The following is a 13622-nucleotide window of genomic DNA, read 5'->3' on the forward strand; positions in this document are numbered from 1 at the left end:
CGGAGCACACGTGTGCACTTCGCATGAGCACGATCAGGGCGAGGCCGCCCAGGCCGGTGCCGGACGGCGCAGTTTCCTGCGGGCGACGGCTCTGCTGGGCGCGGCCGCCACTGCGGCCGCCACTGGGGGCGTCGCACTGCCCACGGTGGCCGAGGCCGCGGTGTCCGGGTATCGTCCCGACACCCGGAGCCGGCGCTTCACGCTCGCCGTCATGCCCGACACGCAGTACCTCTTCGACGGGCCGAGCATCGACAAGGCTCCCGTCGAGGCCGCACTGCGGTATCTGCTGGAACACGGGAAGGACGAGAACATCGTCTTCCTGTCCCACCTCGGCGACCTCACCCAGAACGGCGCGGCACCCGAGTTCGCCGCGATCGGCGAGGCGTTCGAGCTGCTCGACCGCCGGGGTGTCGGCTACAGCGTCCTCGCGGGCAACCACGACGTGAAGTCGTCCACCACCGACCAGCGCGGTGCGACGCCGTACCTGGACGTGTTCGGTCCCGACCGGTTCAAGGGCCGAAAGACCTTCGGCGGAGCCTCGCCCGACGGCTACAACACCTTCCACCTCTTCGAGGCCGCGGGCCGCGAGTGGATGGTGCTCGCGCTGGACTGGCGCCTTTCGGACCAGGGGTACGCCTGGGCGAAGGGCGTCCTGGCCGCCCACCCGAGGACGCCGGTCGTCCTGACCACGCACGAGCTGGTCGTCGAGGACGACACCCTCTCGGACTACGGTCAGCAGCTGTGGGACCAGCTGGTCAAGGACCACGACCAGATCTTCCTCACCCTCAACGGGCACTACTGGCCGGCCGGCCGGGCGACCCGCAAGAACACAGCGGGCAACGACGTACACCTGCACCTGACGAACTACCAGAACCGGTACTTCGGCGGCGCCGCCATGATCCGCCTGTACCGCTTCGACCTCGACCGCGGCGTCATCGACGTGGAGACGGTCTCCCCGTGGATCCTGGGCCGGGCCGCCAAGGGGCTCAACGAGCTGGAGCGGCAGGAGATCGAACTCAGCGGCGACGCCGACCGGTTCTCCGTCGACATCGACTTCGCCTCGCGGTTCGCCGGCTTCGCTCCGGAGCCCGCGCGTGCGGCGCGTCCGGCGGCCAGAATGCTCGTGCCGGGTACGGCCGCGTACTGGCGCTTCGAGTCGGCGGTCTCCGGCACGGTCCGTGACCTCTCCGGCCGCGGCAACGACCTCACCGTGGTCTCGGTCGGCGGCGGCTCACTGGGCTGGTCCGCCGACCACCACCCCGACCAGCCCGGCCACGGCAGCCTGGAGTTCCAGGGCTACAAGTCGCCGCTCAAGGGCGCGTACCTGAAGACCGTCGACGGGGCCCCGCTCAACAGGGCGACCTTCAAGGACGGTTACACCATCGAGGCGTTCTACCGGCTCCCCGCGGACTGGGACGCCTCGCACAACGCCTGGTCCGGCCTCGTCAGCCGCACCGGCCGCAACGGCTCCGTCGGCACGGTCACCGACGACCCGGACGAACCGCTGGCCACGCTGTCCCTCTCCGACGGACCGGGCCCACAGTGGGCGGTGCATCCGCTCAACCAGCAGCAGCTCGCCACCAACTGGGGGGACGAGACCGCCCGCGAGAAGTGGTGGCACGTGGCCGTGGTCAACGACGGGCGGCACACGATCCTGTACGTCCAGGGCTGCCCCGTCGCCCGCAACCCGCACGCCCCCGCTGTCGGCATCGCCTCGGCCGGGCTGCCCTGGCTGCTCGGCGGCTACGAGTACGCCGACAAGATCGACCAGATCCTGCACGGCCGTCTCGGCGACGTCCGGATCGTCGGACGCGCCCTGCCCGTCTCCTCCTTCATGACTCACTGACGGGAATCACCATGAACGAGCAGCAACTGCCCTCCTGGGCCGACCCCTCCGTCAACCCCGCCGACCTCGATGCCCAGGGCGTGTCGAGACGCGGGCTCCTGCGCCGCGCCGGCCTGTTCGGCGCCGCGTTCGCCCTCGGCTCGACGGCGGCCCCCGCCTTCGCCTCCTCCGACAAGCCGGGCTTCGGCGGCGACGACCCGCGCCTCGCCTACCTGGTGGGCGACCACCACGTTCACTCCGTGTACAGCCACGACGCGAAGTACACGTTCTCCCAGCAGGCGCAGGCCGCCGCCAGGTACGGCCTGGACTGGATGGTGTTCAACGAGCACTCCAACTTCGGACACGCCTACTACGGCGCCAAGCTGGAGCACGCGGAGATCGTCAAGGCCCGCGCGGAGAACCCGCGCCAGCTGATCTTCCAGGGCCTGGAGTGGTACATCCCGGCCGCCGAGCACTGCACGGTGTTCGCGGCCCCCGGCCCGCACGAGACCGACCTGCTCACGCAGTTCGAGCTCGCCTACGACGGCAAGCTCCTGGGCTACACCGAGGGGTCCGCGGGCGCCGCCGACACCGCGCGCAACGAGGCCCACGCGGTCAAGGCGATCAAGTGGCTGGCGGAGCAGCGCCGTTCGGGCTACGTCGACGACGTCCTCGTGCTCGCCAACCACCCGCTGCGGCTCGGCATCGACTCCCCGCACGAGATGCGCGGCTGGCGGGACGCCGCCCCCGAGATCATGATCGGCATGGAGGGCGCCCCGGGCGCACAGGGCGCGGCGCTCCCCGACTGGCGCGGGGCCACCTCGATCCGCGGTGAGTACGAGAACAAGCCGTCGGTGCAGTCGTGGCCGGGCTATCCGACGGATGCGTATCTGACGTACGGCGGCTTCGACTGGGCGACGGCGACCGTCGGCGGGCTGTGGGACTCGATGCTGGCAGAAGGCAGCCTGTTCTCGATCACCACGAACTCCGACAACCACCGCACCGTCTTCGACACGTGGAAGAACGGCGACTGGCCGGCCGGCCAGAACTTCGACAACACCGGCAAGCTGCCCGACCCGGTGAACACCGACACCCCGCAGCCCGGCAGCGACTTCTGGCCGGGCGAGTTCAGCCGCACCCACGTCGGCGTGACCCGCTACGGCTACCGCGCGGTGATGGCGGGCCTGCGCGCGGGCCGGGTCTGGCTGGACCACGGGCATCTGCTCGACGGACTCGACGTCCGCGTGAAGCGGGACTGCGACGCGGGCCGCGGGGTCACGCTGGGCGGCCGGCTGCGGGTCCGCAAGGGCGAGAGGATCACGCTGTACGTCACCGTCACCAGCGCCTCCCGGACCAACCCGCAGGGAATCCTGCCGGAGCTGGCGCACGTGGACGTGATCCGGGGCGCGGTACGGGGTCCTGTGAGCGACCGGGACGGCTGGAAGGCGCCCGACACCAGGGTCGTCCAGACGAAGGACGTGTCCGGCCGGAAGGGGACGTACACCCTGCGCATCCCGCTGACCGCCGGGGACGAGTCCTTCTACGTCCGGCTGCGCGGCAGCGACGGCAAGCGGCACGGCACGGGGTATCTCGGCGCCTCGGTCGACCCGCACGGTCCGATCCCGCACGAGCCCGGCAACGGTGACCCGTGGGCGGACACGTGGTTCTATTCCAACCCCGTCTTCGTCGACGTGGCGGGTGCCTGATGCAGGGCACACTCCGGGCGGAGCTGACCCGCCCGGAGTGTGCGCGCTGTCGACGGCCGTGTACTCCTGCCGTCAGGCGTAGAAGCGCGACAGGCTCTGCAGCACCGCGGCCGGCTTGGCCCCGCCCTCGATCTCTATCGCCCCGTCGACGGTGACCTGCACACCGCCCGGGACCTCCTCGACGTCCGTGAGCTTGGCGACGAGGCGGATGCGCGAGCCCACCTTCACCGGCGAGGGGAAACGGACCTTGTTCAGGCCGTAGTTGACCTTCGTGGTGACGCCCTGGACGTCCAGCAGCTCGGTGAAGAGCGGGATGAACAGCGAGAGAGTGAGGTAGCCGTGCGCGATGGGCGCGCCGAAGGGGCCTGCCGCCGCCTTCTCGGGGTCCACGTGGATCCACTGGTGGTCGCCCGTGGCGTCGGCGAACGTGTTGATGCGCTCCTGGGTGACCTCGATCCACTCGCTGGTGCCGAGGTCGCTGCCGGCGAGCTTCTTCAGTTCGTCGAGGCCGTTGACGGTGACGCTCATGTAGCTGTCCTTACCTGAGAGTGGGAACCTAAGAGTGGGAGCCGAAGCGCTTGCGCACCCGGGACTTGAGGAGCTTTCCGGAGGCGGTGCGCGGGAGTCCGTCCGCGATCACCACCGACTTGGGGATCTTGTACTTGGCGAGCCGTCCGGCCAGGGAGGCCAGGACCTCGTCGGGGTCGGGCGTGGCGCCCTCGCGCGGCACGACGACCGCCCGCGGCACCTCGCCCCACTTGTCGTCCGGGACACCGATGACCGCGCACTCGGCGATGTCCGGATGGCCGAGGAGCAGGTCCTCGATCTCGGCGGGGTAGATGTTCTCGCCGCCGGAGATGATCATGTCCTTGATGCGGTCGACGATGAAGACGTAGCCGTCCTCGTCGACGCGGGCCGCGTCCCCGCTGCGGAACCAGCCGTCCGCGAAGGAGGCGGCGGTCTCCTCGGGCAGCCCCCAGTAGCCGGGCATCACGTGCGGCCCCCGGAGCACGACCTCGCCGGTCTCGCCGACGTCGACGGGCGCCAGGTCCGGCCGTACGACCCGGACATCGCTGAAGAAGTGCGGCACGCCCGCCGAACCCGCCTTGCCGATGGCGTGCTCGGCGTCCAGGAACAGGGTCCCGGGAGAGGCCTCGGTCATGCCGTAGCCCTGGAGGAAGGTGAGCCCGCGCTCCTGGTACGCGGCGATCAGGGGGGTCGACACCGGGGAGCCGCCGCAGGTCAGGATCCGCAGGGAGGACAGGTCCGCGTCCGCCCAGCGCGGGTGCCTCGCCACCTGCTCGAACATCGTCGGCACCCCGAACATGAAGGTGATCCGGTGCTGTTCGATCAGATCGAAGGTCGCGTTCGGCTCGAAGGCCTCGACCAGGACACAGGTGCCGCCCTTCAGCAGCACGGGCAGCGTCAGCATGTTCAGGCCGGCCGTGTGGAACAACGGCGCGGAGACCAGGGCGCGTTCGTCGGCGATCAGGTCGGTGTCGACGAGGACGTTGATCGCGTTCCAGGTCAGGTTGCCGTGGGTGAGCATGGCGCCCTTGGGACGGCCGGTCGTGCCCGAGGTGTACATGATGATGCAGGTGTCGTCGGCGGTGACCGGCTCGTCGATCGGTTCCGCCGCCGACTCGGCGAGCAACTGCTCGTATTCGGCGCCGACTTCGACGTACGTACGGACGTCGGTGCTGCCCGGCAGTCCGGCGACGAGCCCCGCGTGCGAGGGGCCGTAGACCAGTGCCCTGGCCCCGGAGTCGGACAGCTGGTAGCCGATCTCCGGTCCCGCGAGGCGGGTGTTGAGCGGGACGAACACCGCGCCGAGGGAGCCGGCCGCGAACAACGTCTCCAGGTAGGAGGGGTGGTTCGGGCCGAGGTAGGCGACGCGGTCGCCGCGCCGGATGCCCCGGGCGCGCAGGGCGTGCGCGAGGCGGGTGACGCGGGTGTGCAGTCCGGCGTACGTGAACGTCGTGTCGCCGTGGATCAGGGCGGTGCGGTGCGGGGTCTTGCGGGCCCGGCGTGCGGGCCATGAGCCCAGTCCCTCGTTGCGCATCTGAGGCCCCTTATGGCTTGGTGAGCCCGAGCAGACGGGCGGCGTTCTCCTTGAGGATCCTCGGCTTCACCTCGTCCTTGATCGACAGCTTCTCGAAGTCGGCGAGCCAGCGGTCGGGGGTGAGGACGGGGAAGTCGGAGCCGAAGAGGACCTTGTCCTTGAGCAGGGTGTTGGCGTACTGCACGAGCTGCGGCGGGAAGTACTTCGGCGACCAGCCGGACAGGTCGATGTGCACGCCCGGCTTGTGTGTGGCGACGGCGAGGGCCTCGTCCTGCCAGGGGAAGGACGGGTGGGCCAGGATGATCTTCAGGTGCGGGAAGTCGGCCGCCACGTCGTCCACGTGGAGCGGGTTCGAGTACTTCAGGCGGATCCCGCCCCCGCCGGGGACGCCCGCGCCGATGCCGGTCTGGCCGGTGTGGAAGAGGGCGATGGTGCCGGTTTCCTCGATGACCTCGTAGAGGGCGTAGGCGACCGAGCGGTCGTTGGGGAAGAAGCCCTGGATGCTGGGGTGGAACTTGAAGCCCTTCACCCCGTACTCCTCGACCAGGCGACGGGCCTGCTTGACGCCCGCCTTGCCGCGGAAGGGGTCGATGGAGGCGAAGGGGATCAGGACGTCGGAGTTGGCGGCCGCCGCTTCGGCGACCTCCTCGTTCGGGACCGGCGCCGTGCCGGTCGCGGACTCGGCGTCCACGGTGAAGATCACGGCGGCCATCTTCCGCTCGCGGTAGTAGGCGGCGGTCTCCTCAAGGGTCGGCTTCCGCTTGCCCTCGACCTTGAAGTAGGCCGAGGAGGCGTCGTGCAGGTCGTCGTCCAGGGAGGAGTGGCCCTTGGAGGACACCTCCGCGTGGGTGTGGACGTCGATCGCGACCAGGTCCTCGACGTTCATGGAGAGGTCCATCACGCCTCCGGAAGCTTCGGTGCCGGGATGCCGACCGTCTGGAGTTCGGCGCCCACCGACGTCGGGAAGGCGTCGGCCAGGGTGTCGGGGGTCCAGCCGCCGTCGGCGTAGGCCGCCCTGATCTCCTGCGGATGGGACCAGAGTGCCACCTTGTCGCCGCCGATGCCGATGGCCTGCCCGGTGATGCCCCGGGCCGCCTCGGAGGCGAGGAAGGGGACGAGGGCCGCGCAGTCCTCGGGGGTGCCGAAGCCCTCGCCCTTGCGGAGGAAGTCCGGGAGCGGCTCGCCGTTCCTCATGGCCTCGATGTACGGGGCGAAGGCGGGGATGGTCTCGGTCATCGCGGTGGCCGCGACCGGCACGATCGCGTTGACGGTGATGCCGGCGCGGCCCAGTTCCATGGACCAGGTGCGGGCGAAGGCGGCGATGCCGGCCTTGGCGGCGGCGTAGTTCGTCTGTCCGAAGTTGCCGCGCTGCCCGGCCGGGGAGCCGACCAGGATCAGGGAGCCGCCCTCGCCCTGCTCGCGCATGCGGACCGCGGCGGCGCGGGCGCAGGTGAAGGTGCCCTTGAGGTGGGTGGTGATCACCGCGTCGAAGTCGTCGTCCGTCATCTTCCACAGCACCTTGTCGCGCAGGATGCCGGCGTTGGTGACCAGGATGTCGAGCCGTCCGAACTCCTCCACCGCCCGGCCCACCAGCCGCTCGGCGGCCTCGGTGGTGCCGACCGGGACCACCTCGGCGACGGCGGTGCCGCCCGCCTCCGCGATGGACTTCACGGCCTGGTCGGCGACCGCCTCGTCGATGTCGTTGACGACCACGGAGGCGCCGTGGGCGGCGAGGGCCTGCGCGTAGGCGAGGCCGAGGCCCCGGCCGCTGCCGGTGACGACGGCGACCTTGCCGGAGAGATCGATGCTGGACACGAGCGGGTCCCTTCACGAACGGATGCTGGGGTGCGGCTACGAGATCGAAGCTAAGAGCAATAATTGGTGACGTCAATAGTTGTTGGAGACCTTCGGGTGCGTCATGCTGGAATCTCCCTGACCCACCGAGCACGAGGAGCCCGCCATCACACGCCAGCACGTCACCCCGAAGCCCATCGACTCGGAGGAGCCGTGGATGCGCGGGCTGCACGCGGACACCGGTTATCTGCTGTACCGCCTGGGCCTGCGCTCGGGTCAGTTGTTCAACACGTTCCTCCAGGAGTCGGGGCTGCGACTGCGCCACTACGCGGTGCTGCGCTATCTCGCCGGGTCCGCGGGCGCCCTCCAGCGGGAGCTGAGCACCCGGCTCGGCTACGACCCCAGCGCGATCGTCGGCCTGGTCGACGACCTGGAGAAACTGGGCCTGACCGAGCGCCGCCCCTCTCCCGACGACCGCCGCAGCAAGATCGTCGTGCTCACCGAGGACGGTCGCGCCTTCCTGCGCGGCACCGACGAGGCGGGCCGGCGGGTGACCAACGACCTGCTCGCCCCGCTCGACCCCGCCGAGCGTGAGACGCTTCAGGCCCTCCTGCTGAGGGTCGCCGACCAGCCATGACCATGCGCCCCCACTCCCGACTTCGCTCGCGCGGGGGGACCCCCAGCGCGCCGGACCGGCTGCTGTCCGTGCTCGCCGCCTTCGACCACGAGCACCCGGCGCTGTCCCTGACCGACATCAGCCGGCGCGCGGGGCTGTCCCTGACCACCACCCACCGGCTGGTGGGCGCGCTGACCGACTGGGGCGCTCTGGAGCGGGACGACGCCGGCGCCTACCACGTCGGGCTGCGGCTGTGGGAGGTCGCCGCGCTCGCGCCGCGCGGGGTCGCGCTCAGGCAGCTGGCCCTGCCGTATCTGGAGGACCTGTACGAAGCCACCCACGAGAACGTGCAGTTGGCGGTGCGGGACGGCTCGGACGTCGTCTACATCGAGTGGATCGCGGGGCGTTCGTCGGTCGGCGTGCACATCAGGGTGGGGGCGCGCTGGCCGCTGCACGCCACCGGGGTCGGCCTGGTGCTGCTGGCGCACTGCGAGCCGCACGAGCAGGAGGAGTACTGCGCGACCCCGCTCGCCGTCTTCACGCCGTACACGATCACCGAACCGGCGAAACTGCGCCGGGTGCTCGCCGAGGTCCGGCGCACCGGCGTCGCGGTGAGCAGCCGTCAGGTCACCGACGACGCCCTCTCGGTGGCCGCCCCCGTGTGCGGACCCGACGGGACGGTGGCCGCGGCCGTGTCGGTCGTGGTCCCCCAGGCCGACGCCCAGGTGCCGGCGTTGATCCCCGCGGTACGGCTCGCGGCGCTCGGCATCTCGCGGGCACTGGGCTGGCAGCCCACGGTCCCGCCCCGTTCGGGTGCCGGATATCCCTCTCACCGGTGAGGTCCCGGCCGCGTCGGCGTCGTGATACTGGAACGGCCCCGGCCCCGAGGAGCCGCTCATGTCCGCCGCCCGGTCCTGGTACGCCCCCGTCGTGACCCGCCTGAGGACGACGAACCCGTACGTCGTCGACAGCGCGCTCGCCGTGCTGGTGCTGTTCGCCGCGTCCCTGCAGTGGATGTTCCCGGACGAGGGGGACGACCGCCTGACCCTCGTGGGCTGGCTGCTGGGGGCCGCCACCGCCGTCCCCCTCATCTGGCGGCGCCGCTCCCCCTACGCGTGCGCCCTGGCGGTCTCGGCGGCCACCACGGCGATGGCCTACTACCACGCGCCACCGCCCGACGTGCTCTACGGCGGCTTCGTCGTCCTCTACACGATGGCCGCCCAGGGTCTGCCCTGGCAGCGCCGCACGATGCTGGCGAGCTGGCTGCTCGGGGCCGTGCTGACCATGCAGCACAAGGAGCACTCCGAGCCCTTCGAGTACGCCTTCCACCTCACCGGCATGATCTGCGCCTACGGCCTCGGTGTACTGGCCCGCGTCCAGCGCGCGTACACCGCCGCCGTCGAGGACCGGGCCGGCCGGCTGGAGCGGGAGCGGGCCGCGGAGACCGCGCGCGCCATCGCCCAGGAACGGTCCCGGATCGCCCGGGACATGCACGACATCCTCGCGCACGCGGTGAGCCTGATGGTCGTCCAGGCGGAGGCGGGCCCGGTCGTGGTGCGCAGTGATCCGGACCGCGCCGAGGCGGCGTTCGACGCGATCGCGGCCAGCGGACGGGACGCGATGACCCAACTACGGCGGATCCTGGGGGTGTTGAAGGAGGAGGAGCGCCGTGGCGGTGCCGCCAGGCTGCCCCAGCCGGACCTCGCCGGACTGCCCGACCTGGTCCGGCAGGTCTCCGACTCGACGGGCCTGCGCGTCGGGTTGAGCGTACGGGGCCGACCGCGCCCGCTCCCCCCGGACACCGAGGTCGCCGCCTACCGCGCGGTGCAGGAGGCCCTGACCAACACGGTGAAGCACGCGTACGCTTCCTGCGCACAGGTGGAACTCGACTGGGCGGAGGACGAGTTGACCCTCACGGTGACCGACGACGGCCGAGGACCGGCCCGCTCGGAGGGCGGGCACGGACTGATCGGCCTCAGGGAGCGGGCGGCCGCCTACGGGGGCAGTGCGGAGACCGGGACGGGTCCGGAAGGGGGCTTCCGAGTGGTCGTACGGCTGCCCGCCGGCGCGGACCGGGAAGCGGCCCTCGGGTGAGCATCCGGGTGGTCGTCGCCGACGACCAGGAACTGGTCCGCAGCGGCTTCAGCATGATCCTGGAGGCGCAGCAGGACATCGAGGTGGTCGCCGAGGCCGGGGACGGCGCCGAGGCGGTCGACGCGGTGCGCCGGCACACCCCCGACGTGCTGCTCCTCGACATCCGGATGCCGGTCATGGACGGCCTGGAGGCGGCCCGGCGGGTGTGCGCGCAGTCGAGCTGCAAGGTGGTCATGCTGACCACGTTCGACCTCGACGAGTACGTGTACGACGCGCTCTACGCGGGGGCCAGCGGCTTTCTCCTCAAGGACGTGCGCCGGGACGACCTCGTGCACGCGGTCCGCGTGGTCGCGGGCGGCGACTCCCTGCTCGCGCCGACCATCACCCGCCGCCTGGTCGCGGACATCGTGCGCCGCCGCCGCGGGGAGGCCGCCACCGAGGCGACCCCCGACCGCCTGGACGTCCTGACGGCCCGCGAGGTGGAGACCCTGCGGATGCTGGCGCGGGGCCTGTCCAACGCGGAGATCGCTACGACGCTGTTCGTGAGCGAGCACACGGTGAAGACCCATGTCAGCAACGTCCTGAGCAAGCTGGGCCTGCGGGACCGGGTCCAGGCGGTGATCTGCGCGTACGAAACGGGTCTGGTGGCGCCGGGTTCCCCCTAGTCCCCGAGTTCGGTGAAGAGGGTCACCTGAAGCGAACCGGGCGCTTCCAGGCGGGAGTTCAGCGAGTTCCACGGCGTACGGGTCGGCTCGGCGACCACCTCCGCGCCGGCCTCCGCCAGCCTGGCCGTGGTGAGAGCCGAGTCGTCCACCTCGAACGCCACCCGGATGTGTCCCGCGACCCGCCGCCCCACCTCGACCTCGTCGATGAACGCCGCATGGTTCGGGTCGGTCAACTCCAGCGTCGCCCGCCCCGCCTCCAGGATGGTGACCCGCCCGTCAGGTGAGGAGAACGCGGCCCGTTCGGGCAGTCCGAGGACGTCCCGGTAGAAGCGCAGCGCCTCGTCGTAGTCCTCCGCCGTGACGACGAGCCGGAGTTCACGGACGGCGGGTGGTACCTCGGACATACGGCCTCCTCGATGGTGTCTGCTCCGTCAACCCCGCGACCGGTACCGGAGATTCCTCCCTCCGAGGAGTGAGGGAGCACCCGTCTCACCCGTACGGCGGAGGCCCGGAAACCGCCCGCCCCGGCGATCCGGTGATCACGCCCGCGGCACGAATCTGGGGCGGTATCACTCCTCAACTCGCCGGGAGGCGACCGTGCTCTCCACCCTCGCCCGGGCAGCGACCCGCCGCCCGCTGACCGTCATCGGCCTCTGGGCCGCCTTCCTGCTGCTGGGCTTCGGCCTCGGGACGGGCGTCTTCGCCGACCTCTCCGACGACGTGCCCGATGTGCCCGGCACCGAGTCCGACATGGCCGACGACTATCTCTCCGGCGTGGACCCGACCGGCGAGTCCGTCACCGCGGTCGTCGCGGGCGAGCCGGTCTCGGACGCCGCCTTGCGCGCCCAGGTCGAGCGGACCGTCGCCGAGGTCCGGAAGATCGCCGGGGTGGCCGAGGTACCGGACCCGTACACCACGCCCGGTCTCACCGCCCGCGACGGGCAGGCTCTCGTCGTCCCCGTCACCTTCGAGGGCGGCCTGAGCGACGAGGCCGAGGAGGAGGCGACGGACTCGGCGGTCGAGACCATCCAGCGGATCGACGCGCCCGACGTCCACGTCAGCGGCGGCGAACTGCTCGGGCGACAGCTCGGTGAGCGCGCCCAGGAGGATGTGAAGAACGCCGAGTTGATCTCCCTGCCGGTCGTCCTCGCCCTGCTGCTCGTCGTGTTCGGCGGACTGCGCGCCGCCGCGCTGCCGCTGGTGATCGCGGTGAGCGGGATCGCGGGTGCCTTCCTCGGACTGTTCGCCTTCAGCCAGGTCACCGACATCTCGGTGTACGCGATCCAGGTCACCACCATGCTGGGCCTCGGACTCGCCATCGACTACGCCCTGTTGATGCTGGTCCGCTTCCGCGAGGAACGACGGCACACCGAGTCCACCGAAGACCTGGTCGAGGCCGTGCACCGCACGGTCGACGCGGCCGGCCGGACCGTGCTGTTCTCCGGGCTCACCGTGGCCGTCAGCCTGACCGGCCTGCTGGTCTTCCCGAGCGTGTTCCTGCGCAGCATGGGCCTGGCCGTCGCCGCCGTCGTGGTGGTCGACATGCTGGCCGCGGTCACGCTGCTGCCCGCGCTGCTCACGACGTTCGGGGGGAGGATCCGGCCCTCGAAGGCACGCTCCCAGGACGAGGAGGGCCGGGTCTTCGCCCGTCTCGCCCGCTTCGCGCAACGCCGCCGGATCGCCGTCCTGGTCACCGTCGTCCCGGCCCTGCTGCTCCTCGCCCTGCCCGTGATCGGCATGCGGATCGCCATCGGCGACGCCCGGCAACTGCCGTCCAGTACCGAGGCACGGCAGTTGTACGACACCGTCGACGCGCACTTCCCGAAGGGCACCGGCGTCTCCCCCGTGATCGTCGTCCTGAAGCCCGGCACCGATACGGCCACCGGCGACCGCATCCGCGCCCTGGTTCCGAACTCCGAGTCCCGTGAACTGCCGGGCGGCAACACCGTCGTAGAACTGCAGCCGCCCGGCAGCGTGGACGGCAAGGCGGCCACCGGCCTCGTCGAGCGGGTGCGGGACGTGCGCGGCGACGAGCCCGTCGAGGTGACCGGGGTCGCGGCCCGGCTGGTCGACTTCCGCGCGATGCTCGCCGACCGGGCGCCCTGGGCGGCCCTGACCGTCCTGGCCGGCATCTTCGTCCTGCTGTTCGCCTTCACCGGCTCGGTGCTGATCCCACTGCGCACGATCGCGACCACCCTGCTCAGTCTGGGCGCGGCGCTCGGCGTGGTGGTGTGGGTCTTCCAGGACGGCCACGGGGCCGGGCTGCTCGGCGGCGAGGGGCTGGGCGCGCTGAGCCTGACCGCGCCGCCGCTGATCGTGTCGATCGCGTTCGGGCTCGCCATGGACTACGAGCTGTTCATCCTGGCCCGGATGCGGGAGTCCCGGCAGCGCACCGGGGACGACCACGAGGCCGTGGTGACCGGGCTGCGCCGCTCCGGGCGGGTCGTCACCTGCGCCGCCCTGCTCCTCGCGGTCGTGTTCGGCGCCTTCATGACCGGCGGATTCTCCCCCATCCTCCAGATCGGCCTCGGACTGACCCTGGCGGTGCTGATCGACGCGACGGTCGTACGGATGCTGCTGGTCCCGGCGACCATGGCGCTGCTCGGCCGGCACGCCTGGTGGGCGCCCCAGCCGCTGCGCAGGGTGCACGACCGGTTCGGGCTGCGGGAGGCAGCCGCGGCCGAGCCGTCCGCGACGACGAAGGTCTGACGGCCGCGACGCACGGGGCCCGGGCGCTCGCCGCGAGCGCCCGGGCCCCTCGCGCACGTCCTCAGCGACTCCTCACCGGAATCTCAGACAGTCATCCCCCGTTTCAAAGGATCACCCCAGGTACGAGGCGCACGATGCACCCGCAAAGGTG

12 protein-coding genes are annotated in these 13622 nt (G+C 71.3%); 7 read left to right on the top strand and 5 right to left on the bottom strand.

The features are described from left to right. The first annotated feature begins 10 nt into the window (after window positions 1-10). Window positions 11-1846, top strand: a complete 1836-nt coding sequence (locus tag OG841_RS08315) for a LamG-like jellyroll fold domain-containing protein (RefSeq protein WP_371564255.1) — start codon at window positions 11-13, stop codon at window positions 1844-1846. Between the two features lie 11 nt (window positions 1847-1857). Continuing rightward, a complete protein-coding gene (locus OG841_RS08320; protein WP_328642028.1) occupies window positions 1858-3531 on the top strand; it encodes a histidinol-phosphatase in 1674 nt (557 codons plus the stop codon). A gap of 72 nt (window positions 3532-3603) precedes the next feature. On the opposite strand, the gene OG841_RS08325 is transcribed toward OG841_RS08320, so the two are convergent. Genes OG841_RS08325 through OG841_RS08340 form a run of 4 tightly spaced genes read right to left on the bottom strand, consistent with a single transcriptional unit; the run spans window position 3604 to window position 7408 of the window. Further along, window positions 3604-4059 carry a MaoC family dehydratase gene (locus OG841_RS08325; protein WP_062047903.1) on the bottom strand — a complete coding sequence of 152 codons (456 nt, stop codon included), beginning with the start codon at window positions 4057-4059 and terminating at the stop codon, window positions 3604-3606. Window positions 4060-4087: 28 nt separating this feature from the next. Beyond that, window positions 4088-5593, bottom strand: a complete 1506-nt coding sequence (locus tag OG841_RS08330) for an acyl-CoA synthetase (protein ID WP_371564256.1) — start codon at window positions 5591-5593, stop codon at window positions 4088-4090. Window positions 5594-5603: 10 nt separating this feature from the next. Then, window positions 5604-6479 (bottom strand): amidohydrolase family protein, encoded by an 876-nt coding sequence (locus OG841_RS08335; protein ID WP_328642026.1) that lies wholly within the window; start codon window positions 6477-6479, stop codon window positions 5604-5606. Window positions 6480-6490: 11 nt separating this feature from the next. Continuing rightward, window positions 6491-7408 carry an SDR family NAD(P)-dependent oxidoreductase gene (locus OG841_RS08340; protein WP_328642025.1) on the bottom strand — a complete coding sequence of 306 codons (918 nt, stop codon included), beginning with the start codon at window positions 7406-7408 and terminating at the stop codon, window positions 6491-6493. A 196-nt stretch (window positions 7409-7604) separates the two neighbouring features. Here OG841_RS08340 and OG841_RS08345 point away from each other — a divergent pair, with 196 nt between their 5' ends. Genes OG841_RS08345 through OG841_RS08360 form a run of 4 tightly spaced genes read left to right on the top strand, consistent with a single transcriptional unit; the run spans window position 7605 to window position 10762 of the window. Then, on the top strand, window positions 7605-8024 hold the full coding sequence (locus tag OG841_RS08345) for a MarR family winged helix-turn-helix transcriptional regulator (protein ID WP_306973976.1): 420 nt from the start codon (window positions 7605-7607) through the stop codon (window positions 8022-8024). Further along, on the top strand, window positions 8021-8842 hold the full coding sequence (locus tag OG841_RS08350) for an IclR family transcriptional regulator (protein WP_365122265.1): 822 nt from the start codon (window positions 8021-8023) through the stop codon (window positions 8840-8842). The genes OG841_RS08345 and OG841_RS08350 overlap by 4 nt, the downstream gene beginning before the upstream one ends. Before the next feature lie 58 nt (window positions 8843-8900). Further along, entirely contained in the window at window positions 8901-10097 is a 1197-nt protein-coding gene (locus OG841_RS08355) for a sensor histidine kinase (protein ID WP_365122262.1), read from the top strand. Continuing rightward, window positions 10094-10762 (top strand): response regulator transcription factor, encoded by a 669-nt coding sequence (locus OG841_RS08360; protein ID WP_328642022.1) that lies wholly within the window; start codon window positions 10094-10096, stop codon window positions 10760-10762. Before OG841_RS08355 ends, OG841_RS08360 begins: the two co-directional genes overlap by 4 nt. Here the strand turns inward: OG841_RS08360 and OG841_RS08365 are convergent. Then, the gene (locus OG841_RS08365; protein WP_371564261.1) at window positions 10759-11166 is read right to left on the bottom strand and encodes a VOC family protein; all 408 of its coding nucleotides are present in this window, start codon (window positions 11164-11166) and stop codon (window positions 10759-10761) included. The genes OG841_RS08360 and OG841_RS08365 overlap by 4 nt on opposite strands. Window positions 11167-11359: 193 nt before the next feature. Between OG841_RS08365 and OG841_RS08370 the strand changes: the two genes are divergently transcribed. Next, window positions 11360-13471 carry an MMPL family transporter gene (locus OG841_RS08370; protein ID WP_371564262.1) on the top strand — a complete coding sequence of 704 codons (2112 nt, stop codon included), beginning with the start codon at window positions 11360-11362 and terminating at the stop codon, window positions 13469-13471. Window positions 13472-13622: the final 151 nt, after the last annotated feature.

This window comes from Streptomyces canus (assembly GCF_041435015.1).
GTDB classification, from domain to species: domain Bacteria; phylum Actinomycetota; class Actinomycetes; order Streptomycetales; family Streptomycetaceae; genus Streptomyces; species Streptomyces canus_G.

What these genes read in the sequence shown, in the direction of transcription:
- OG841_RS08330 (WP_371564256.1), bottom strand. Translation starts at nt 5,593, where the DNA reads ATGCGCAACGAGGGACTGGGCTCATGGCCCGCACGCCGGGCCCGCAAG.
- OG841_RS08350 (WP_365122265.1), top strand. Translation starts at nt 8,021, where the DNA reads ATGACCATGCGCCCCCACTCCCGACTTCGCTCGCGCGGGGGGACCCCC.
- OG841_RS08335 (WP_328642026.1), bottom strand. Translation starts at nt 6,479, where the DNA reads ATGAACGTCGAGGACCTGGTCGCGATCGACGTCCACACCCACGCGGAG.
- OG841_RS08325 (WP_062047903.1), bottom strand. Translation starts at nt 4,059, where the DNA reads ATGAGCGTCACCGTCAACGGCCTCGACGAACTGAAGAAGCTCGCCGGC.
- OG841_RS08355 (WP_365122262.1), top strand. Translation starts at nt 8,901, where the DNA reads ATGTCCGCCGCCCGGTCCTGGTACGCCCCCGTCGTGACCCGCCTGAGG.
- OG841_RS08320 (WP_328642028.1), top strand. Translation starts at nt 1,858, where the DNA reads ATGAACGAGCAGCAACTGCCCTCCTGGGCCGACCCCTCCGTCAACCCC.
- OG841_RS08345 (WP_306973976.1), top strand. Translation starts at nt 7,605, where the DNA reads ATGCGCGGGCTGCACGCGGACACCGGTTATCTGCTGTACCGCCTGGGC.
- OG841_RS08365 (WP_371564261.1), bottom strand. Translation starts at nt 11,166, where the DNA reads ATGTCCGAGGTACCACCCGCCGTCCGTGAACTCCGGCTCGTCGTCACG.